The sequence below is a fragment of the Bradyrhizobium sp. 1 genome (genome assembly GCF_023073315.1).
In the GTDB taxonomy this organism is placed as follows: Bacteria; Pseudomonadota; Alphaproteobacteria; order Rhizobiales; family Xanthobacteraceae; genus Bradyrhizobium.
Genome location: NZ_JADPJH010000018.1, coordinates 270,692 through 289,954, shown reverse-complemented (window position 1 = coordinate 289,954; position 19,263 = coordinate 270,692). Strand labels below are relative to the sequence as shown.

Sequence of the window (19,263 nt, the reverse complement as noted above, 5' to 3'; positions counted from 1 at the left end):
CGCTTTCAGTCCCCTCGAGCCGCCACCCGGCGCTTACTGCGTCGGGCCGGCCGCGGAGGCGTAACTGCTGGTGCCGCCGCTCGCATATTTCTTCTTCGCCGTCTCGACCCAGGAGGCGAACTCCTTGTCCTCCACGACGCGAATCGCGATCGGCATGAAGGCGTGGTCCTTGCCGCAGAGCTCCGAGCACTGGCCGTAGAACATGCCGACCTTGGTGGCCTTGAACCAGGTCTCGTTCAGCCGGCCCGGAATGGCGTCGATCTTGACGCCGAAAGCCGGCAGCGCGAAGGCGTGGATGACGTCCGCGCCGGTGACCTGGACACGAATCACCTTGTTGACCGGCACCACCATCTCGTTGTCGACGCCGAGCAGGCGGGGCTGCTTGTCCGCCGCCATCAGCGAATCGAACTCGAACTTGCCGTTATCCGGGTAGGCATAGGACCAGTACCACTGCTTGCCGGTCGCCTTGATGGTGATATCCGCCTTCGGCACGTCAAGCTCAAGGAAGAGCAGGCGGAACGACGGCACCGAGATACCGACCAGGATCAGCACCGGAACGAGCGTCCACGCCACCTCGATCAGCGTATTGTGCGTGGTCCGCGACGGCACCGGATTGGCCTTCGCGTTGAATTTCATCACCACGATCACCAGCAACGCCAGAACGAACAGCGTAATCAGGGTGATCAGCACGAACAGGAAATTGTGGAACCAGACGATATTGTCCATCACCGGGGAAGCGGATTGCTGAAGCGTCCACTCCCACGCCGCCGGTTGCCCGAGCTCGGCGAATGCCGCACCGCTCGTCGCCAGCGTCAGACCCGCCACGGCCAATCCCAGCAAGTGCCGGCCGACCCGGCCCATCGACATCGTCATGCCGTCGCGCTCCCCTTACGAAATCACCCCAAGTGCATTCCCCTATTTTTGGGAAACGCTTATTCGATCCGCCCGTCTGACAAACCGCCACGCAAGAATACCTCTAAGAGGAATTGGGGCCAGATCGTGAGAACGCCGAAATCAAGCCTCTCAAACCATAATTCTTGATCTATCGCAATGCAGTCTTGAGGTCGGTCTGTCAGCCATCACCCGCAAGATATTTCCTAGTAAGATCAGACAAAAATACCGTTTCCCGGGATGCCGCGGCTTGACAGCGGAATTGCCCGTTGTAGGCACTGGCGAACGGCCGCGGCGGAACCTGATTCGTGCCGGCGGTAGCGGCCTCGGCGGCGCGGGATTTGCTTGGGAATTGCCTTCAAGACGCCGTCATTTCCGTATCAGTCCACCCGCGCAAGCGACCCAAGCGAGCAGAGGGACCGACCCCGATGGGGCTTTCGAGATGCATGGCAAGGCCGGATAGCAGCCTCAACGCGCTGATCGGCCTCCTGGCCGCCGCCCTCTTCCTTGTCTTGTTCGTGTTCTTGCCCGTCCCCGCCCATGCGCAGGGCGCGGTGCGCTCCGTCCATGGCGACTGGCAGATCCGCTGCGACACCCCGCCGGGCGCCCAGACCGAGCAATGCGCCCTGATCCAGAGCGTGGTGGCCGAAGACCGCTCCAATGCCGGCCTGACCGTGATCGTGCTCAAGACCGCCGATCAGAAGAGCCGCCTGATGCGCGTGGTCGCCCCGCTCGGCGTCCTCCTGCCCTCCGGCCTCGGCCTCAAGCTCGATAACCAGGACGTCGGCCGTGCCGGCTTCGTCCGCTGCCTGCCCAATGGCTGCGTCGCCGAGGTTGTCATGGACGACAAGCTGCTCGGCCAGCTCCGCACTGCCAAGACGGCGACCTTCATCATCTTCGAAACCCCGGAAGAGGGAATCGGCTTCCCGCTCAGCCTGAACGGGCTCGGCGAGGGGTATGACAAGCTGCCGTAGGGCGGCGGGTTGAGCCTCAGAACAGCACGGACATCATCACGACGTCGTGGAGAACGCCGTCAACCTGAACGGCAGCGCGCTGACATCCCTCGACTTCAAACCCAACCTTCTTGTACAGCACGATCGCGTTGGCGTTGTCGCGCCGGACCGTCAGCTCGACGCGACGGAATCCAAACGCCTTTGCCGCATCGAGAGCCCTGAGCATCAGCCTCTCGCCAAGCCCCTGCCGCCGGAACGCTGGCAGCAAGGCGATCCCGAGCACGCCGCCATGTGCATGAACCGGCCGCGCCTTGCGAACCACGTCACACCAGCCAACCACCTCCCCCGCCGAAATCGTTACAAACTGCGGATAGCCCCTCGCGATGTTGTCCAGAACGAAGGCCCGCGTGGATTCGATCGGAGGCGCCTCGAGGAAGGCCAAATAGCGCCGCTCCCGCGCAACCGTATCGAGCGCGCGGTGGAAGCTTTCGATGTGCCCTTCGGATATCGCAATGATTTCAATCATGTCGTTTCCGTAATGTGACGGTCCGCCCTCTCGCCGAACGGCCGGGAAGCCATTATCTTGCCTGACATCTCTCCGACAATGGGTGATCGATGACCAACCCTGCCACAACCTCCCTGCTCGACCGTGCCAATCTCGACCGCGACCAGGTTCGCAACGAGCTCGCGCGCGGGCTTGCCGGTGCCGACGACGGCGAATTGTTCCTGGAATACAGCCAGACCGAAGCGCTGATGTTCGACAACGGGCGGCTGAAGCAGGCGACCTACGACACCTCGCAGGGTTTTGGCCTGCGCGCCGTCAAGGACGACGCGGTCGGCTACGCGCATTCATCAGACGTGTCGCTGCCGGCGCTGATTCGCGCCGCCGACGCGGTCGCAGCCGTCCGCGGTGGCTATTCCGGCAGCTTTGCGGCGCCGCCAGCGCATACCAATGTGCGACTCTATAATGACGAAAATCCGCTGGATGCGCCGGGCTTCGAGACCAAGGTCAAGCTGCTCGCCGAGATCGACGCTTATCTGCGCGACAAGGATCCGCGGGTGCGGCAGGTCAGCGTCAGCCTGGGCGCGACCTGGCAGGTCGTCGAGATCCTGCGGCCCGACGGCGAAAGCTATCGCGACATCCGCCCGCTCGTGCGCGTGAATGTTTCGGTCGTCGCCGGCCAGGGCGACCGCCAGGAGAGCGGCAGCAAGGGCTATGGCGGCCGTGCCGGCTATGCCGAATTCATCGAGAGCAAGAACTGGCGCGACGCCGCCGACGGAGCGTTGCGCGAGGCGCTGGTCAACCTGGAATCGATCCCCGCCCCCGCCGGCGAGATGGACGTCGTGCTCGGCGCGGGCTGGCCCGGCGTGATGCTGCATGAAGCGGTCGGCCACGGCCTCGAGGGCGACTTCAACCGCAAGAAGACCTCCGCGTTCGCCGGCCTGATGGGCCAGCAGGTCGCGGCCAAGGGCGTCACCGTGGTCGACGACGGCACCATTGCCTCGCGCCGCGGCTCGCTGTCGATCGACGACGAGGGCACGCCGACCAACCGCACCGTGCTGATCGAGGACGGCGTCCTCGTCGGCTACATGCAGGACCGCCAGAACGCGCGGCTGATGAACATGAAGCCGACCGGCAACGGCCGCCGCCAGGGCTATGCCCATGTGCCGATGCCGCGCATGACCAACACCTACATGCTCGCGGGCGACCGCGACCCGGCCGAGATTCTCGCCTCGGTCAAGAACGGCGTGTTTGCCGCGAATTTCGGCGGCGGACAGGTCGACATCACCTCGGGCAAATACGTCTTCCAGTGCACCGAGGCCTACAAGATCGAGAACGGCAAGATCGGCGCGCCGCTGAAAGGCGCCATGCTGATCGGCAACGGGCCGACGGACCTGCATCGCATCCGAATGATCGGCAACGACCTCGCGCTGGATACCGGCATCGGCACCTGCGGTAAGAACGGTCAGGGCGTGCCGGTCGGTGTCGGCCAGCCGTCACTTCTGATGGAACGCATTACGGTGGGTGGAACGGGCGCATGAGCGTTGAGAAGGTAACTGTCGCTCCCAAGCGGAAGAGCAGCGGCTGGGCCGGCCAGCTGATGCAGCTCGCCGGCATCGTCGCCGCCGTGTTCATCGCCAAGGGCGCGCTCGCCGAGCCGTTCTACGTGCCGTCGGGCTCGATGGAGCCGACGCTCTTGATCGGCGACGCCCTGCTCGCCTCGAAATTCCCCTATGGCTACGGCACCTCGTCGCTGCCGATCCAGATCAACCTGCCCGAGACCGGTCGCGTCTTCGCCGAAACGCCGAAGCAGGGTGACGTCGTGGTGTTCCGCTGGCCCGGCGATCGCTCGCAGGCGTGGGTCAAGCGCGTGGTGGGACTTCCCGGTGACCGCATCCAGATGCGTCAGGGCCAGCTTTTCATCAACGACCGCCCCGCCGAGTTGAAGCCGGACGGCGTTGGCGCCGCCGAGGACGACAATGGCGGCAGCGAGCCCGCCTACCGCTATGTCGAGACGCTGCCGAACGGCGTCTCGCATCTGATCTTCAAGATGCGCGACAACGGCCCGCTCGACAACACGCAGGAAGTGACGGTGCCCCCTGGCCATCTCTTCGTGCTCGGCGATAACCGCGACAACTCCGCCGACAGCCGCGTGCCGTTGCGCTCCGGCGGCGTCGGGCTGTTGCCCGTCGACAATCTGGTCGGTCGCGCCGATGCCGTGCTCGGCTCCTGGGACCTCGGCATGCGCAGCCAGCCGGTCTGGACCTGGCTGTCCGGTTTCAGGCCCGCGCGGTTCTTCACCGCCGTGCATTGAGCCAGGCTCGTGACCTTCGACGACGTCAGAGACTTTGCACTGACGTGGCCGGAGGTCGAGGACGGCACCTCCTACGGCACGCCAGCGCTGAAAGTGCGCAAGAAGATGCTGGCGCGTTTGAAGGAAGACGGCGACAGCCTCGTCATGCCGGACGTACCGATTGACGAGCGCGCGATGCTGGTCGAGAGCCGGCCGAAGATCTTCTATTTCACCGATCACTACGCCGACTATCCGATCGTGCTGATCCGCCTGTCGAAGGCGAGGCGCGCGATCGTCGAACCATTTTTGCGGCGGCGCTGGCGCGCGCTCGCCTCAAAGGCGGCACGAGCGAAATATGACGGACAGGAGCGCGCTTGAGCGGTCCGATGGATGAAGAGCGATTCATCGCGCTGGCGCTGAAGAACCCGGTCAACGTTGCCATCATCGATGAACTGGCGCGTCTCGCACTGCCGGATGCGTGGCTGGTCGCAGGGTGCCTCACACAAACGGTCTGGAACGTGCTTACGGGTCGTCCGCTCCATCACGGCATCTCCGACTACGACGTGTTCTATTTCGACGCCGATACCTCATGGGAAGCTGAGGATGCGGTGATCCGCAAACTGCATGCGGGGCTCGGGCATCTCGGCGTCAAGGTCGAGATCCGCAACCAGGGGCGCGTGCATCTGTGGTATCCCGACAAGCACGGCTTGCCCTACCCGCCGTCAATGCGCTCGACCGATGGTATCGATCGCTTCCTGACGGAGAATACGCAGGTGGGCGTGAGGCGCATAGGCGATCGCTACGACGTCTACGCACCGCACGGCTTCGACGACATTGCAGGGCTGATTGCGCGGCCCAACCGGACACCGAATTTTTCAGCGGCAGGCTACGCGGTGAAAGCGGCGCGATGGAAAGCGCACTGGCCGGAGCTCACGGTGATTGCAGCGGAGTGAGATATTTGGGTTAGCTGCGGGATCTCAACCTGCTGGAGGCAGCGGAACGCCCCCTACTGCTTCTTGATCAAACTCCACTTCGTGATCACGGCCTCGCTCATCTGGCCGGGATCGCTGGCGCAGGCGACTTCGTCGACCTTGACCGAGATCGCCTTGCCGACGAAGGATTTCAGCTGCGTGGCCTGTGCGTCGCTGGAAGTGACGAGTTGGAAGGTTTCGGGCCCGGTCTCGAGATTGCACAGCCCGCTCGGCGGCGGCAGCCGGCGCGGCTCGGAGGTGATCTGGTAGGTCGCGATCCGCTTCCCGGCGTTCTTGACGTCACGCACCTTCATCGTGTTCAGCTCGCCCGAGAGCACCTCGCCGGTGTTGATCAGCTTGCCGGGCTTGGACGGCGGCGCCGCCTCGTCGTCCTGCTGCGCGGAGATCGCCGGGCTCACCAGCATCATCATCGTCGCGGCCAAAGCCAGGCGTGTGGCGAAAAGTTTCGTCATGTCGTCCGTTCCGTAGGTCTGGGTGGCTAGAACAGGGTCCGCTGCCGCATCGCGGCCGATAGCGTACCTTCGTCGAGATAATCAAGCTCGCCACCAACAGGCACACCGTGCGCTAACCGGGTTACTTTTACGTTGGCGTCCTGAAGCAGGTCGGTGATGTAGTGGGCCGTGGTCTGGCCGTCGACTGTCGCATTCAGCGCAAGAATGATCTCGTGCACCTCTGCAGCGTGGGCACGCGCGACCAGCGCGTCGATAGTGAGATCCTGCGGACCGACACCGTCGAGCGGCGACAAGGTCGCGCCCAGCACGTGATAGCGCCCCTGGGTCGCATTGGCCCGCTCCAGCGCCCAGAGATCGGCGACGTCGGCGACGACGACGATGATGGCAGGATCACGCGTCGGGTCGATGCAGACCGTGCAGGGATTTTGGGTGTCGATGTTGCCGCAGGTCTTGCAGACCTCAACCTTCTCGAGCGCGACCTGCAAGGCCGACGTCAGTGGCATCATCAGCGCTTCGCGCTTCTTGATCAGATGCAGCGCCGCGCGCCGCGCGGAGCGCGGGCCGAGCCCCGGCAGCCGTGCGAGAAGCTGGACCAGCCGCTCGATTTCAGGACCTGCAACCGCGCCCATATTACTGGCCGAACAGCCCCGGCGGCAGGCCGAGCCCACCGGTGAGCGACTGCATCTTCTCCTGCATCGCCGTCTCCGCCTTGCGGCGGGCATCGCCGAACGCCGTCACGAGCAGGTCTTCCAGCACCTCGCTCTCTTCCGGCTTCATCAGCGAGGGATCGATCTTCACGCCCTTGACGTCCATCTTCGCCGTCATGCGCACGGCGACGAGACCGCCGCCGGAGATGCCTTCGACTTCCACATTGCCGAGCTGCTCCTGCATCTCCTGCATCTTGGATTGCAGCTGCGCCGCCTGCTTCATCATGCCGAGAAAGTCAGCCATGAGTTCTTGTCCTCAAAGTGCGTGTGTTCGTCCTTGAAAAAGCCTGGCTCAGAGATCGTCGTCGCCATCGGAACCGTCGACCGGATCGTCACTGCCATAATCGGAGTTAATATTGGATTCCGGCGTCTCGGGGGCAAGCCTGCGGACCTCGACGACCTTCGATCCGGGGAAGCGCGACAGCACCTCCTGCACGCGCGGATCGGCCTCCGCAGAGCGCGCATGTTCCTGCTTCGCCGCCTGGTTGACCGAACGCAGCGTCGGCTGACCCTGTTCATTTGATACGATCACGGTCCAGCGGCGGCCGGTCCACTGCTCGAACTTGCGCGCGAGCTCGGAGATCATGGTCTTGGAGGCGTTCGGCTCGAGCGCGACTTCCAGCCGGCCCTCCTCGAAACGGACAAGGCGCATGTCGCCTTCGAGCGCGCCCTTGGTCATGACATCGCGCTTCTGGCTGGCGAGCGCAACGAGCTCGGTGAAGCTCGTGATGCGGAGCTGGGGGGCCGCCGCAGCTTGCGGATCCGGCGCGGGTGCCGCCATCTGCGGCCGCGCACCACCGCCGAACGCTGACGGCGACGAATTCGGCATGCGAACAGGCGCAGCAGAAGCAACCGGCGCCGCAGCGGCCATTGGCGCTGCCGGCGCGCTGCTGCGCGCAGCACTGCCGCCACTCACGACCGGCGAACCGCCGCCATTCTGCTCCAGCATCCTGATGGCTTCGTCCGGCGTCGGCAGATCGGCGACATAGGCGATGCGCACCAGCACCATCTCGGCGGCGGCAGCCGGCCGCGTCGCGGCCTGCACTTCGGTGATACCCTTGAGCAGCATCTGCCACATCCGCGACAGCACGCGCATCGAGATTTTTGAGGCGAAATCCTTCGCGCGCACGCGCTCGGTCTCGCCATAGGCGACGTTTTCGGCGGTCGCCGGCACGATCTTCACGCGGGTGACGAAATTGACGAACTCTGCAAGGTCCGAGAGCACGACGATGGGATCGGCGCCGACATCGTACTGGTCGCGGAACTCCTTGAAGGCGGCAGCGATATCGCCGCGCGCCAGCGATTCGAACAGGTCGATGACACGGGTGCGATCGGCAAGGCCCAGCATCTGCCTGACCGCATCAGCCTTCACATTGCCTGCAGCATGCGCGATCGCCTGGTCGAGCAGCGACAGCGAATCGCGCACGGAACCTTCGGCCGCGCGCGCGATGATGCCGAGTGCCTCCGGCTCGATCTCGACGTTTTCCTTGGCGGCAATGCTGGCGAGGTGCTTCATCAGCACGTCGGCCTCGACGCGGCGCAGGTCAAAACGCTGGCAGCGCGACAACACCGTGACCGGAACCTTGCGGATCTCCGTCGTGGCGAACACGAATTTGGCGTGCTCCGGCGGTTCCTCCAGCGTCTTCAGGAAGGCGTTGAACGCCGCCGTCGACAGCATGTGGACTTCGTCGATGATGTAGACCTTGTAGCGCGCGCTGGCCGGCGCATAGCGCACGCTGTCATTGATCTGGCGGACATCGTCGACGCCGGTATGCGAGGCCGCGTCCATCTCCAGCACGTCCATGTGCCGGCTTTCCATGATCGCCTGGCAATGCACGCCGAGCGTCGGCATATGGACGGTCGGGCCCTTCACCGAGCCATCCGGCATCTCGTAGTTGAGCGCACGGGCAAGGATACGCGCCGTGGTGGTCTTGCCGACGCCGCGGACGCCGGTGAGGATCCAGGCCTGCGGAATCCGCCCGGTCTCGAACGCATTGGAGACGGTGCGGACCACGGCCTCCTGGCCGATCAGATCGTCGAATGAGGAGGGGCGGTATTTGCGCGCCAGAACCCGGTAAGGCGCGTTAGCGGCCTGGCCGGCGCTATCAGAATTGGAAGGGGCGCCAGCGTCGCTCATCGGTCGATCCGCAATGAAATCTCTCTCGGCCGGCGTTTGCGGAAAGGAGCGCGCTGGCAGGAGGCCCGCCGGCGCAATTCGCTCGGAAAAACAAGTAGGAGACTGACGAGCGACCCGATCCGGACCTCGTTAGGGCTGCTTCCTTCCGGACCTGACCCGGTTGGCGAGTGGCTCGTCCACCGCCAATCTCCCGGTCCCTATTTGGGGCCAAAGGGAGCGGAAAGCAAGCGGCGATCACCCCGAACGACTGCCGCTTGCCCAGCATCCGGGCAATTCACGGTCTGCCCAGCCGATAGGCTGTGCTTTCACTGAAAGGGCCGCCTTGGTATGAACGCTGCCGGAACTCCTCTTCAACCAGAAAAGCGATTGATTCTAATGGTTACACGTCGTGATGTTGCATCGATTGTCGGACTTGGCGCCATCGGCGCGGTGACCGCGAGCGCGCTGGCCTCCCCGGCCGTGGCCCAGGCCGCCGATCCGAACGAATCGACCTTCGCACGCATCCGCCGCAGCAAGAAGATGCGGATCGGCGCAGTCGGCGGCGGCGCGCCCTATTACATGAAGGATCTCGCCAGCGGCCAGTGGAAGGGCTTTTACGTCGACATCGCCAAGGCGCTCGCCGACGACATGGAGGCCGAGCTCGAGATCACCGAGACCACCTGGGGCAATTCGGTGCTCGATCTTCAGTCCAACAAGATCGACATCTTCTTCGGCCTCAACCCGACCCCGAAGCGCGCGCTCGTCGTCGACTTCTCGGTGCCGGTCTTCAACAACGCCTTCGGCATCCTCTGCAAGAAGGATTTCAAGCCGAAATCATGGGCCGAGCTGAACTCGCCCGACGTCAAGATCGCCGTGGACCAGGGCTCGTCGCACGACCAGGTCGTCAGCCGCCTGACGCCGAAGGCGCAGATCTCGCGCCTGAAGACCGCCGACGACGCTACCGCCGCGCTCCAGACCGGCCGCGTCGACGCGCAGTGCCTGATCACCATGCTGTCGCTGACGGTGCTGAAGAAGAACCCCTCGCTCGGCCAGTTCGTGCTGCCGACGCCGATCTTCGCGACGACGTCGAATGCCGGCTTCCGCCGCGAGAACGACAAAACCTTCCGCGACTACGTCAACACCTGGATCGACTTCAACAAGGGCCTCGGCTTCATCCGCAACGCGATCATCACCAACATGGAGCTGGTGGGCGTGACCGAGGCAGACATTCCGCCGGGCGTTTCGTTGTAAGGGCGTTGTTAGATTGGGCCGAGCTCGATCCACAAATCCCGCTGCACTCCCTCTCCCGCTTGCGGGAGAGGGCTGGGGTGAGGGTGTCTCCGCTGGCAAGACTCCCCCAGTGGATAGAGCCCTCACCCGGCGCTGCGCGCCGACCTCTCCCGCAAGCGGGAGAGGTGCACTGGGCATGCGGCACGAACTTTCCAAGCTATTTTACGGCTGAGGTCCGCAAGACATGTATCAATGGGACTTCGGCATCCTCTGGAGCTATCGCTGGCTCTTTCTCAACGGGCTCGGCGTCACGGTCGGCTTTACCGTGGTCATCGTCATACTCGGTCTCGTGTTCGGCCTGTTCGGCGCGTTCGGCACCCTGTCGCGCTTCAGAGCGGTGCGGATGATCGCGCTCACCTTCATCGAGGCGTTCCGCTGCACGCCGATCCTGGTGCAGCTGATCTGGTTCTATTACGCGCTGCCGATCCTGGCCGGCATCGACATGACGCCGATCACGGCTTCGGCGCTGGCGCTCTCGCTCTATGGCGGCTCGTTCTATTCGGAGATCATCCGCGGCGGCATCATCTCGATCGACAAGGGCCAGTCCGAAGCCGGTGCCGCGCTCGGCATGACGCCTATCCAGAGCATGCGGCGTATCGTGCTGCCGCAGGCGATCAAGCGCATGATCCCGGCGCTGATGAACCAGTCGATCATCCAGTTCAAGAACACCTCGCTGGTCTCGGTGCTGGCCGTGCCCGATCTGGTCTATCAGAGCCAGGTCGCCGCCCATGACAGCTACCGGCCGCTCGAGACCTACACTGCCGTCGCGGTCGCCTATGCGGCGATCCTGATTCCCCTGACCATCCTCGTCCGCCGCGGCGAGAAGCGACTGGCGGTCGGCGAATGAGCGAGACTGCAAAAATCGAGATCAGGGCCTTGCGCAAGAGCTTCGGCAGCAACGAGGTTTTGAAGAGCATCAGCCTCGACGTCGCCAAGGGCGGCGTGGTCGCGCTGATCGGCCCATCCGGCTCGGGCAAGTCGACCTTGCTCCGCTGCATCAATCTGCTGGTCGTACCCGACGGCGGCAGCGTCCGTGTCGGCGATACAAGCTTTGCGTTCGGCGACGGCTCGAAGCTGCCAGGCGTGAAGACACTGGCAAAATTCCGCGCCACCACCGGCATGGTGTTTCAGCATTTCAATCTGTTCCCGCACATGACGACGCTCCAGAACGTGATGGAGGGGCCGGTCACGGTGCGGCGTATGGCCAAGGCTGACGCCGAAAAACTCGCGCGGGCGCAGCTTGCAAAAGTCGGGCTCGCGGAAAAAGCCGACCAATATCCGGCGACGCTCTCGGGCGGACAGAAGCAGCGCGTCGCGATCGCGCGCGCGCTGGCGATGGAGCCGGATGTGATGCTGTTCGACGAGGCCACCTCGGCGCTCGATCCCGAGCTCGTCGGCGAGGTGCTCAACGTGATCCAGCAGCTAGCCTCGGAGGGCATGACCATGGTGATCGTCACCCACGAGATCGCCTTCGCCCGCGAAGTCGCCGACCGCCTCATCTTCATGCGCGACGGCGTCGTCGTCGAGGAAGGCCCCGCGCGACAGGTGATCGACAACCCACAGGAAGCCGCGACGCGTGCCTTCCTCAGCCATTTCCACCGCACCGGCGCGCTGCCGCCGGCCAATGCAGTATCCTGATGCCTGATATCGACCGCGTTTATCTCGTCACCGGTGCCGCCAGCGGCATCGGCCGCGCCACCGCAAAATTGCTCGCGGTGCCCGGCACCGCGCTGCTGCTGCACACGCGCTCGAACGCGGAAGGTCTCGACACCACCGCCGCGGAAGCCGAAGCGAAAGGTGCAGACGTCGCAAAGTGCCTCGGCGACCTCGCCGAGGAGCGAGCGGCCACCGCCGCCATCGCCGCCGCGCAAGGCGCCTTCGGCCGGCTCGACGGATTGATTCTCGTCGGCGGCCATGCCCGCCGCGGCAGCGCCATCGGCACGCCGGCGGATCAGTTCCGGCAGGCGATGGACGAATCTGCGCTGGCCTTCACGCGACTGGTCGATGCCGCACTTCCGCTCCTGCGTGCGGGACAAGACGCACGCATCGTCGCGGTATCGTCCTTCGTGGCACACGCGATCCGGCCCGAATTCGCGCCCTTCGCGGCAACGGCCGCGAGCCGCTCCGCGCTGGAAACACTGGTACGCCTCACTGCGGTCGAGCTTGCGAAAGACGGCATCACCGTCAACGCGGTTTCGCCCGGCCTCATCGTCAAGGACAAGCCGAGTGAAAGCCGGCTGTCGCCCGAGCAGATCGCGGCGACCGAAGCGCTGATCCCGATGCGCCGCCGCGGGCGGCCGAAGGAAGTGGCCGAGATCATCGCCTTCCTGGCATCCGCAAAAGCATCTTACGTCACCGGCCAGGTCTGGCACGTCGATGGAGGCCTGACATGACCGAAGCAACCGTCCAACGTCTCAGGCTGTTCCTGATCGAAAGCCCGATCAAGATGGCGCGCCTCCAGGGCGTCGGCAACGTCAAGGGCACGGTGAAGCGCGTGCTGATCGAGCTCACCGCGAGCGACGGCGTGATCGGCTGGGGCGAAGCGGCACCGTGGGAGGTCTTTACGGGAACGCCGGAAGCGGCCTTCTCCGCGCTCGACATCTACTTAAGGCCCATCGTGCTCGGCAAACCCGTCCGCCGCATCCGCGCGCTGATGGCGGAGCTCGACCGCGCGCTGGTCGGCCATGCCGAAGCAAAAGTCGCGATCGAAATGGCGCTGCTCGACATCGTCGGCAAGTCGTCGGGGCTGTCGGTCGCCGACCTGCTCGGCGGCCGCGTGCGCGACACCATCCCGCTGTCGTTCTCGATCGCCGATCCGGATTTTTCCGCCGATCTCGAGCGGATGCGAAAAATGGTTCCTGATGGCAATTTCATCTACAAGGTCAAGACCGGCGTCAAACCGCATCGCGAGGACCTCGATCACCTCGAAGCGATCCGGAAAGAATTCGGCGACAAGGTCGATCTGCGCGTCGACTACAACCAGGCGCTGGCGCCGTTCGGAGCCATCAAGATCTTGCGCGATGTCGAAGAGTTTGCACCGACCTTCATCGAGCAACCGGTGCCGCGCAAATATCTCGAAATGATGGCGCAGCTGACCGCAGCGCTGGAAACGCCGGTGCTCGCCGACGAAAGCTGTTTCGACCGCCGCGACATGATGGAGGTGGTGCGCCGCGAGGCGGCCGACGCCGTCTCGATCAAGCTGATGAAGGCCGGCGGCCTGTTCGAGGCGCAGGCGATCATGGCGATCGCCGACATCGCCGGCCTGCCCGGCTATGGCGGCACGCTGTGGGAGGGCGGCATCGGACTTGCCGCCGGCACGCAACTGATCGCGGCAACGCCGGGCATCTCGCTCGGCTGCGAATTCTACATGCCGCATCACGTGCTGACCGAGGACGTGCTGGAAGAGCGCGTCGCCAACCGCGCCGGTCATGTGGTCGTGCCGGACGGTCCTGGCCTCGGCATTCGCGTGAGCGAAGCCTCCGTCCGCGCCAATGCGCGCGTGCTTGCGGCGGCGTAAGCCACACCCTCGCTGTCATCCCGGACAAGCGTCGGCACAGACCCGGGACGACGACCGAGTATGCGCTGACAGCGTGGCCCAATCCTTCCCCTCACCAAATCCGTATCGTATGGTCCGGCCAAACAAGCCCGACCCCATCGGGCCATCCGGAAACGCATATGCCCGAACCCGACTGGTCGCTGCACTCCCGCCTGAAAGAGGACACCATCGACATCGGCGATCTGCCGCTGTCGAAGGTGCTGGTCATCAAGGACGCGCATTATCCCTGGCTGCTGCTGGTGCCGCGGCGCACTGATGCGGTCGAGATCATCGATCTCGACGAGGTACAGCAGGCGCAGCTGATGACCGAGATCTCCCGGGTCTCGCGCGCGCTGAAGGAGATCACCCAATGCGACAAGCTCAATATCGCGGCGCTCGGCAATTTGGTGCCGCAGCTTCACGTCCACATCATCGCGCGCCGCACCGGTGACGCCGCCTGGCCGCGGCCGGTGTGGGGCGTGATGAAGCCCCTCGCGCATGACGCCACCGAGGTGCAGAATTTCATCAGCGCGCTTCGCCGAAAAATCTGGTTGGGTTGAAAGAACAAGAAATGTCAGCATTCGACTCGTTTCCGCTGGGGCAGCCGGCCTTTGTCACCAACATTCTCGACCGCGCCGCACATCTGCGCCGCGACGATGAAAAGCTGTTCGCGCTGGAACAGAAGCCGTCCTCGCGCGCCTACGTGGTCTATCGTGACTCATTGCTTGTGAAGCGCGAGGGCGAGAAAGTGCGCGCGTTGCTCTCGATCGACGAAGCGACGAAGTGCGGCGCCAATCCCGGCACGATTTTCCTCGGCCTGCGCGACGGCGCGGCGGTGTTCGGCATGGGCATGCCGCAGGCCGCGGCCGAAAAGCTGATCGGCCGCGAGGACTACACCGTCACCGAGTTGCGCGGCATGGCGATGCAGGGCGCGATCCCGCCACAGGAGCTCTCGGCCATCGCGATGGCGAAGTCGATGGTGAGCTGGCATCAGCGCCACGGCTATTGCGCCAATTGCGGCACGCGCAGCGGGATGAAGGAAGGCGGCTGGAAGCGCGAATGCCCGAGCTGCAAGGCCGAGCATTTCCCGCGGACTGACCCTGTCGTGATCATGCACGTCGCCTCTGGCGAGAAGTGCCTGCTCGGCCGCCAGAAGCAGTTTCCACCCGGCATGTATTCCTGCCTCGCCGGCTTCGTCGAAGCCGCCGAGACCATTGAGGACGCGGTGCGCCGAGAGATCCTCGAAGAATCAGGCATCAGGTGCACCGACGTGCAGTATTACATGACCCAGCCCTGGCCCTATCCGTCGTCGTTGATGATCGGCTGCAGTGCGCGGGCCGTGAGCGAGGACATCGTCGTCGACCATTCCGAACTCGAGGATGCGCGCTGGTTCACGCGCGAGGAGGCCGCGCTGATGCTGACGCGGACGCATCCGGACGGGCTCGCCGGCCCGCATCCGTTTGCGATTGCGCATCATCTGCTCGGCCGCTGGGTGCACGACAAGAGCTGAGCTTGAGCTGAGAGCGTCGATGGCCGAGATCGCGCCACGCATCCTCTGCATCGGCATTCCCGTGCGCGACCTCACCTTTCGGGTCGAGGCCGTGCCCGCGCGCGGCAGCAAGGCCAACGCCAGCCATCTCGCCGAGATCTGCGGCGGCAACGCGCTCAATGCTGCGATTGCCATTGCGCGGCTCGGCGGCCGCGTCGCGTTCGCGGGGCCGATGGGCGATGCGCGGGAAACGTCGAGCGGCTTCATTCTCGAACGGATGGCCGCGGAAGGCATCGACACGACACATATTGTGCGTATGCCGAACCTGATGACGCCGGTCTCCGCGATCATGATCGAGCCCTCTGGCGAACGGACACTGACCATCTATCGCGATCCCGCTCTGTGGACCATGAAGCTGTCCGACACCGACGACCTGCTCGCCGATTGTCAGGCGGTCCTCGTCGAAAGCCGCTGTGCTTCCTTTTGCCAGGACCTCTGCACTGAAGCACGGCTGCGCGGCATTCCCGTCATCGTCGGCGTCGATCGCGCGATGTCGTTGCAGGACGGCCTGCTGACCGCGGCCTCGCATCTGCTGTTCGCCAGCGAACAGGTGCGGGAGACGGCCGGAATCGCCGACGACGGCGAGGCTTTGAAGCGTCTCGCGGGGCTGACGCCGGCCTTCCTGGCCGCCACGCGCGGGCCCCTCGGCACGATCTGGCTGAACGAGACGGGCGATCTGGAGGAAACACCGGCCTTCCCGATTCAGGCCATCGACACGCTCGGTGCCGGCGATGTCTTCCATGGCGCCTTCACGCTTCGCCTCGCCGAAGGCACGGGGGTACGGGAGGCGCTGCGATTCGCCGCGGCCACCGCGGCACTGAAATGCACCCGCCATGGCGGTGGCCTAGCCGCGCCACAACGCATTGAAGTTACTGAGTTTTTACGTGGCCACGTCTAGAGCAATTCCATGGACACGCCGAGATTATAGGCTTGCTGTGGAAAGATTTTCTCTATATCAGGGAAATCAGCCCCTGAAATGGAACAAAGTTCTTCAAATGACTGACCTCGCTGTCCAACTCCCCGAGACCAGCCGTCGCCTTGACGCCATCGACCGCAAGATCCTGATGGTGCTCCAGGACGATGCCTCCCTGTCCGTCGCCGAGATCGGCGACCGCGTCGGCCTGTCCTCGACCCCCTGCTGGAAGCGCATCCAGCGCCTGGAGGCCGATGGCGTGATCATCAAGCGCGTCGCCCTGGTCGACCAGAACAAGATCGGGCTCGGCATCTCCGTATTCGTGTCGGTCGAGAGCTCCGATCATTCCGACGCCTGGCTGAAGAAGTTCGCCGACGCCGTCAGCGCGATGCCGGAGGTGATGGAGTTCTACCGCATGGCCGGCGATGTCGATTACATGCTGCGCGTCGTGGTCGCGGACATGCAGGCCTACGACATCTTTTACAAGAAGCTGATCAGCGCCGTGCCGCTGAAGAACGTCACCTCGCGCTTCGCGATGGAGAAGATCAAATCGGTCACGGCGCTGCCGATCCCCGCGGTGGTGGCTGCGTAACTTTCACCACACGAAAGCTGTCATCGCCCGCGAAGGCGGACGATCCAGTACTCCGTGACGCCCGCGATTGAAGAAGCCGCGGCGTCCTGGATGCCCCGGTCGAGCCGGGGCATGACAGTGGAGAGGAAGGCGTGGATCACGCCCTCCTCAAATCACCTCAGATCTTCTGATTGTACTCGCCAACCTCAGGATGCGTGCGCAGCACGCTGTTCACCATCTCGAACATGTCGTGCATGCGCTGCTCGGAAACCGGGCTCTCGACCACGACGACGAGCTCGGGCTTGTTGGAGGAGGCGCGCACCAGGCCCCAGCTGCCGTCCTCGACGGTGACGCGCACACCGTTGACGGTGACGAGATCCCGGATCGCCTGTCCCCCGATCTTGGCGCCGTTCGCCTGCAAGCCTTCAAAATGCTTCACCACCTGGTCGATGATTCCGTATTTGGTCTCGTCGGCGCAATGCGGCGACATGGTCGGCGACGACCAGGTCTTTGGCAGCGCGTCCTTCAGATCGGCCATCGACTTGCCGGGGGCACGGTCGAGCATGTCGCAGATCGCGATCGCCGACACCAGGCCATCGTCATAGCCGCGTCCATACGGCTTGTTGAAGAAGAAGTGGCCCGACTTCTCGAAGCCGGCGAGCGCGCCCGTCTCGTGGGTGCGGCGCTTCATGTAGGAATGACCGGTCTTCCAATAGGTGACCTTCGCGCCCTGCTTCTGCAACACCGGATCAGTGACGAACAGGCCGGTCGACTTCACGTCGACGATGAACTGGGCGTCCTTGTGGATCGCCGACATGTCGCGCGCCAGCATCACGCCGACCTTGTCGGCAAAGATCTCCTCGCCGGTGTTGTCGACGACGCCGCAGCGGTCGCCGTCACCGTCGAAGCCGAGACCGACATCGGCCTTGTGATGCAGCACCGCATCGCGGATCGCGTGCAGCATCTCCATGTCTTCCGGATTCGGATTGTATTTCGGGAAGGTGTGGTCGAGCTCGGTGTCGAGCGGGATCACCTCGCAGCCGATCGCCTCCAGCACCTGCGGCGCGAACGCGCCGGCGGTGCCGTTGCCGCAGGCCGCGACGACCTTGAGCTTGCGCTTCAGCTTCGGACGGCTGGTGAGATCGGCGATGTAGCGCGCCGGATAGTTCTCGTGGAACTGGTAGGAGCCGCCGGCCTTGTTCTTGAAGTCGGCGTTGAGCACGATCTCCTTCAGCCGCGTCATCTCGTCTGGCCCGAAAGTCAGCGGACGGTTGGCGCCCATCTTCACGCCGGTCCAGCCATTGTCGTTGTGCGAGGCCGTGACCATGGCGCAGCAGGGCACGTCGAGATCGAACTGCGCGAAATAGGCCATCGGCGTCACCGCAAGCCCGATGTCGTGCACCTTGCAGCCCGCCGCCATCAGGCCGGAGATCAGCGCATATTTGATCGAGGCCGAATAGCCGCGGAAATCGTGGCCAGTGACGATCTCCTGTTTGACGCCGAGTTCGGCAATCAGCGCACCCAGCCCCATGCCGAGCGCCTGGATCCCCATCAGGTTGATTTCCTTCTGGAACAGCCAGCGCGCGTCGTACTCGCGAAAGCCCGTGGCCTTCACCATCGGCTCGGATTCGAAGGCGTAGGTGTTGGGCAACAAGACGGATTTCGGCTTGGGAAACATGGAGACGGTCTCGTGAAAATGGGCAGGATTTGATGCACCCCTTAGCGAATGCCGGGCTGCAGCGGAAGGTGGGAACGGCAACTTATGGATGGTAATTGCGGCAGTTTGGTAACAGGGAAATGCGACCCAGCGCGAGACTTTTGCCCGCACCAGCCAAAATATTGGAAAACAACCCCATGCACAGTAGCCGCCCGCAGCCGGCATGACGCCGGCTCGTTCGACGCATCATTTTGACTCGTCGAGTGAAACTGCGCCGGAGGCGCAACGCAGCGGAGTTGGCGCGACTATGAGCTTTTACTGCTCCAGCACCATCTGCCCGTTGGCGTATTCGAAGCGCTTGAGGCGGGACAGGAAGGAGAGGCCGAGCAGGTTTTCCGACAGCGCCTCGTCCGGCAGCACCATCGCGTCGACGTCGCGCACGACGATGCCGCCGATATCCAGCATGGAGATGCGGGTGCGCGCCGCCCTGATGGTGCCGTTGGCGGTGGAGACGGTGGCATTGTAGTCGCCCCGCGAGGGGCGGAGGCCAAAGCGGGCGGCGGAGGTCTCGTTCAGCGCCACCACGGAGGCGCCGGTGTCGATCATGAAGCCGATGCGCTGGCCGTCGATCCGGCCCTCGGTCTGGAAATGACCGCGGCCGTCGCGGGGGATGTTGAGGCTGCGGCCGCCGGCCGGCGCGTTGGTCGCGACCGCCACCGTCGTGCGCGGCACCGACGTTGCCGAGGCAGAACTCATCCTGTCCGCCATCTGCGCCATGAAGGTGCCGAGGCCGATCATGACGGCCGCGATGATCATAATGTTACGCATCACACCACTTCCGA

Annotated in this window: 22 protein-coding genes and 1 other RNA gene; 14 read left to right on the top strand and 9 right to left on the bottom strand. The window is 64.2% G+C overall.

The window, feature by feature from the left end; all coding sequences use genetic code 11:
• Window positions 1-33: 33 nt before the first annotated feature.
• Window positions 34-873 (bottom strand): cytochrome c oxidase subunit II, encoded by an 840-nt coding sequence (gene coxB, locus IVB29_RS13810; RefSeq protein ID WP_247503913.1) that lies wholly within the window; start codon window positions 871-873, stop codon window positions 34-36.
• 446 nt (window positions 874-1,319) lie between these two features.
• Between coxB and IVB29_RS13805 the strand changes: the two genes are divergently transcribed.
• The gene (locus IVB29_RS13805) at window positions 1,320-1,865 is read left to right on the top strand and encodes an invasion associated locus B family protein (RefSeq protein ID WP_247503912.1); all 546 of its coding nucleotides are present in this window, start codon (window positions 1,320-1,322) and stop codon (window positions 1,863-1,865) included.
• A 16-nt stretch (window positions 1,866-1,881) separates the two neighbouring features.
• On the opposite strand, the gene IVB29_RS13800 is transcribed toward IVB29_RS13805, so the two are convergent.
• The gene (locus IVB29_RS13800; RefSeq protein ID WP_247504311.1) at window positions 1,882-2,370 is read right to left on the bottom strand and encodes a GNAT family N-acetyltransferase; all 489 of its coding nucleotides are present in this window, start codon (window positions 2,368-2,370) and stop codon (window positions 1,882-1,884) included.
• Between the two features lie 89 nt (window positions 2,371-2,459).
• Here IVB29_RS13800 and tldD point away from each other — a divergent pair, with 89 nt between their 5' ends.
• Genes tldD through IVB29_RS13780 form a run of 4 tightly spaced genes read left to right on the top strand, consistent with a single transcriptional unit; the run spans window position 2,460 to window position 5,592 of the window.
• Entirely contained in the window at window positions 2,460-3,887 is a 1,428-nt protein-coding gene (tldD, locus tag IVB29_RS13795; protein ID WP_247503911.1) for a metalloprotease TldD, read from the top strand.
• Entirely contained in the window at window positions 3,884-4,660 is a 777-nt protein-coding gene (gene lepB, locus IVB29_RS13790; protein ID WP_247503910.1) for a signal peptidase I, read from the top strand. Before tldD ends, lepB begins: the two co-directional genes overlap by 4 nt.
• Before the next feature lie 9 nt (window positions 4,661-4,669).
• A complete protein-coding gene (locus tag IVB29_RS13785; RefSeq protein WP_247503909.1) occupies window positions 4,670-5,017 on the top strand; it encodes an MmcQ/YjbR family DNA-binding protein in 348 nt (115 codons plus the stop codon).
• An 8-nt stretch (window positions 5,018-5,025) separates the two neighbouring features.
• Window positions 5,026-5,592, top strand: a complete 567-nt coding sequence (locus tag IVB29_RS13780; RefSeq protein ID WP_247503908.1) for a nucleotidyltransferase family protein — start codon at window positions 5,026-5,028, stop codon at window positions 5,590-5,592.
• A 53-nt stretch (window positions 5,593-5,645) separates the two neighbouring features.
• Here the strand turns inward: IVB29_RS13780 and IVB29_RS13775 are convergent, their stop codons facing one another.
• From IVB29_RS13775 to ffs, 5 genes are all read right to left on the bottom strand, one after another.
• Window positions 5,646-6,083 carry a hypothetical protein gene (locus tag IVB29_RS13775; protein WP_247503907.1) on the bottom strand — a complete coding sequence of 146 codons (438 nt, stop codon included), beginning with the start codon at window positions 6,081-6,083 and terminating at the stop codon, window positions 5,646-5,648.
• Window positions 6,084-6,109: 26 nt separating this feature from the next.
• Complete coding sequence (recR, locus tag IVB29_RS13770; protein WP_247503906.1) at window positions 6,110-6,712, bottom strand: recombination mediator RecR; 603 nt, start codon at window positions 6,710-6,712, stop codon at window positions 6,110-6,112.
• 1 nt (window position 6,713) lies between these two features.
• Entirely contained in the window at window positions 6,714-7,034 is a 321-nt protein-coding gene (locus IVB29_RS13765) for a YbaB/EbfC family nucleoid-associated protein (protein ID WP_247503905.1), read from the bottom strand.
• 48 nt (window positions 7,035-7,082) lie between these two features.
• Window positions 7,083-8,927: a DNA polymerase III subunit gamma/tau gene (locus IVB29_RS13760; protein ID WP_247503904.1), complete on the bottom strand. Its 1,845-nt coding sequence runs from the start codon at window positions 8,925-8,927 to the stop codon at window positions 7,083-7,085.
• 94 nt (window positions 8,928-9,021) lie between these two features.
• Window positions 9,022-9,118, bottom strand: an RNA gene (gene ffs / locus IVB29_RS13755) — signal recognition particle sRNA small type.
• 184 nt (window positions 9,119-9,302) lie between these two features.
• Here ffs and IVB29_RS13750 point away from each other — a divergent pair.
• The 9 genes from IVB29_RS13750 (at window position 9,303) to IVB29_RS13710 (ending at window position 16,785) form a co-directional block, all read left to right on the top strand.
• Window positions 9,303-10,157, top strand: a complete 855-nt coding sequence (locus tag IVB29_RS13750) for a transporter substrate-binding domain-containing protein (protein WP_247503903.1) — start codon at window positions 9,303-9,305, stop codon at window positions 10,155-10,157.
• A gap of 223 nt (window positions 10,158-10,380) precedes the next feature.
• The gene (locus IVB29_RS13745; protein ID WP_247503902.1) at window positions 10,381-11,043 is read left to right on the top strand and encodes an amino acid ABC transporter permease; all 663 of its coding nucleotides are present in this window, start codon (window positions 10,381-10,383) and stop codon (window positions 11,041-11,043) included.
• Window positions 11,040-11,834, top strand: coding sequence for an amino acid ABC transporter ATP-binding protein (locus IVB29_RS13740; protein ID WP_247503901.1), 795 nt, complete (start codon window positions 11,040-11,042; stop codon window positions 11,832-11,834). The genes IVB29_RS13745 and IVB29_RS13740 overlap by 4 nt, the downstream gene beginning before the upstream one ends.
• Entirely contained in the window at window positions 11,834-12,589 is a 756-nt protein-coding gene (locus IVB29_RS13735) for an SDR family oxidoreductase (RefSeq protein WP_247503900.1), read from the top strand. The genes IVB29_RS13740 and IVB29_RS13735 overlap by 1 nt, the downstream gene beginning before the upstream one ends.
• Window positions 12,586-13,713, top strand: a complete 1,128-nt coding sequence (locus IVB29_RS13730; RefSeq protein WP_247503899.1) for a muconate cycloisomerase family protein — start codon at window positions 12,586-12,588, stop codon at window positions 13,711-13,713. Before IVB29_RS13735 ends, IVB29_RS13730 begins: the two co-directional genes overlap by 4 nt.
• A gap of 158 nt (window positions 13,714-13,871) precedes the next feature.
• Window positions 13,872-14,291 (top strand): HIT family protein, encoded by a 420-nt coding sequence (locus tag IVB29_RS13725; protein ID WP_247503898.1) that lies wholly within the window; start codon window positions 13,872-13,874, stop codon window positions 14,289-14,291.
• A gap of 11 nt (window positions 14,292-14,302) precedes the next feature.
• Window positions 14,303-15,241 (top strand): NAD(+) diphosphatase, encoded by a 939-nt coding sequence (nudC, locus tag IVB29_RS13720; protein ID WP_247503897.1) that lies wholly within the window; start codon window positions 14,303-14,305, stop codon window positions 15,239-15,241.
• A 19-nt stretch (window positions 15,242-15,260) separates the two neighbouring features.
• Window positions 15,261-16,178 carry a sugar kinase gene (locus IVB29_RS13715; RefSeq protein ID WP_247503896.1) on the top strand — a complete coding sequence of 306 codons (918 nt, stop codon included), beginning with the start codon at window positions 15,261-15,263 and terminating at the stop codon, window positions 16,176-16,178.
• Between the two features lie 97 nt (window positions 16,179-16,275).
• Window positions 16,276-16,785, top strand: coding sequence for an Lrp/AsnC family transcriptional regulator (locus tag IVB29_RS13710; protein ID WP_092035192.1), 510 nt, complete (start codon window positions 16,276-16,278; stop codon window positions 16,783-16,785).
• A 157-nt stretch (window positions 16,786-16,942) separates the two neighbouring features.
• On the opposite strand, the gene IVB29_RS13705 is transcribed toward IVB29_RS13710, so the two are convergent.
• Together IVB29_RS13705 and IVB29_RS13700 are read right to left on the bottom strand one after the other, a co-directional pair.
• Window positions 16,943-18,442 carry a phosphomannomutase/phosphoglucomutase gene (locus IVB29_RS13705; protein ID WP_247503895.1) on the bottom strand — a complete coding sequence of 500 codons (1,500 nt, stop codon included), beginning with the start codon at window positions 18,440-18,442 and terminating at the stop codon, window positions 16,943-16,945.
• Between the two features lie 294 nt (window positions 18,443-18,736).
• Window positions 18,737-19,249 (bottom strand): TIGR02281 family clan AA aspartic protease, encoded by a 513-nt coding sequence (locus IVB29_RS13700; RefSeq protein WP_247503894.1) that lies wholly within the window; start codon window positions 19,247-19,249, stop codon window positions 18,737-18,739.
• Window positions 19,250-19,263 lie beyond the last annotated feature (14 nt).

What these genes read in the sequence shown, in the direction of transcription:
- IVB29_RS13765 (WP_247503905.1), bottom strand. Translation starts at nt 7,034, where the DNA reads ATGGCTGACTTTCTCGGCATGATGAAGCAGGCGGCGCAGCTGCAATCC.
- IVB29_RS13775 (WP_247503907.1), bottom strand. Translation starts at nt 6,083, where the DNA reads ATGACGAAACTTTTCGCCACACGCCTGGCTTTGGCCGCGACGATGATG.
- IVB29_RS13715 (WP_247503896.1), top strand. Translation starts at nt 15,261, where the DNA reads ATGGCCGAGATCGCGCCACGCATCCTCTGCATCGGCATTCCCGTGCGC.
- IVB29_RS13725 (WP_247503898.1), top strand. Translation starts at nt 13,872, where the DNA reads ATGCCCGAACCCGACTGGTCGCTGCACTCCCGCCTGAAAGAGGACACC.
- lepB (WP_247503910.1), top strand. Translation starts at nt 3,884, where the DNA reads ATGAGCGTTGAGAAGGTAACTGTCGCTCCCAAGCGGAAGAGCAGCGGC.
- IVB29_RS13740 (WP_247503901.1), top strand. Translation starts at nt 11,040, where the DNA reads ATGAGCGAGACTGCAAAAATCGAGATCAGGGCCTTGCGCAAGAGCTTC.
- IVB29_RS13735 (WP_247503900.1), top strand. Translation starts at nt 11,834, where the DNA reads ATGCCTGATATCGACCGCGTTTATCTCGTCACCGGTGCCGCCAGCGGC.
- IVB29_RS13700 (WP_247503894.1), bottom strand. Translation starts at nt 19,249, where the DNA reads ATGCGTAACATTATGATCATCGCGGCCGTCATGATCGGCCTCGGCACC.
- IVB29_RS13780 (WP_247503908.1), top strand. Translation starts at nt 5,026, where the DNA reads ATGGATGAAGAGCGATTCATCGCGCTGGCGCTGAAGAACCCGGTCAAC.
- IVB29_RS13750 (WP_247503903.1), top strand. Translation starts at nt 9,303, where the DNA reads ATGGTTACACGTCGTGATGTTGCATCGATTGTCGGACTTGGCGCCATC.
- IVB29_RS13805 (WP_247503912.1), top strand. Translation starts at nt 1,320, where the DNA reads ATGGGGCTTTCGAGATGCATGGCAAGGCCGGATAGCAGCCTCAACGCG.
- IVB29_RS13745 (WP_247503902.1), top strand. Translation starts at nt 10,381, where the DNA reads ATGTATCAATGGGACTTCGGCATCCTCTGGAGCTATCGCTGGCTCTTT.
- nudC (WP_247503897.1), top strand. Translation starts at nt 14,303, where the DNA reads ATGTCAGCATTCGACTCGTTTCCGCTGGGGCAGCCGGCCTTTGTCACC.
- tldD (WP_247503911.1), top strand. Translation starts at nt 2,460, where the DNA reads ATGACCAACCCTGCCACAACCTCCCTGCTCGACCGTGCCAATCTCGAC.
- recR (WP_247503906.1), bottom strand. Translation starts at nt 6,712, where the DNA reads ATGGGCGCGGTTGCAGGTCCTGAAATCGAGCGGCTGGTCCAGCTTCTC.
- IVB29_RS13705 (WP_247503895.1), bottom strand. Translation starts at nt 18,442, where the DNA reads ATGTTTCCCAAGCCGAAATCCGTCTTGTTGCCCAACACCTACGCCTTC.
- IVB29_RS13760 (WP_247503904.1), bottom strand. Translation starts at nt 8,927, where the DNA reads ATGAGCGACGCTGGCGCCCCTTCCAATTCTGATAGCGCCGGCCAGGCC.
- IVB29_RS13800 (WP_247504311.1), bottom strand. Translation starts at nt 2,370, where the DNA reads ATGATTGAAATCATTGCGATATCCGAAGGGCACATCGAAAGCTTCCAC.
- IVB29_RS13730 (WP_247503899.1), top strand. Translation starts at nt 12,586, where the DNA reads ATGACCGAAGCAACCGTCCAACGTCTCAGGCTGTTCCTGATCGAAAGC.
- IVB29_RS13710 (WP_092035192.1), top strand. Translation starts at nt 16,276, where the DNA reads ATGACTGACCTCGCTGTCCAACTCCCCGAGACCAGCCGTCGCCTTGAC.
- coxB (WP_247503913.1), bottom strand. Translation starts at nt 873, where the DNA reads ATGACGATGTCGATGGGCCGGGTCGGCCGGCACTTGCTGGGATTGGCC.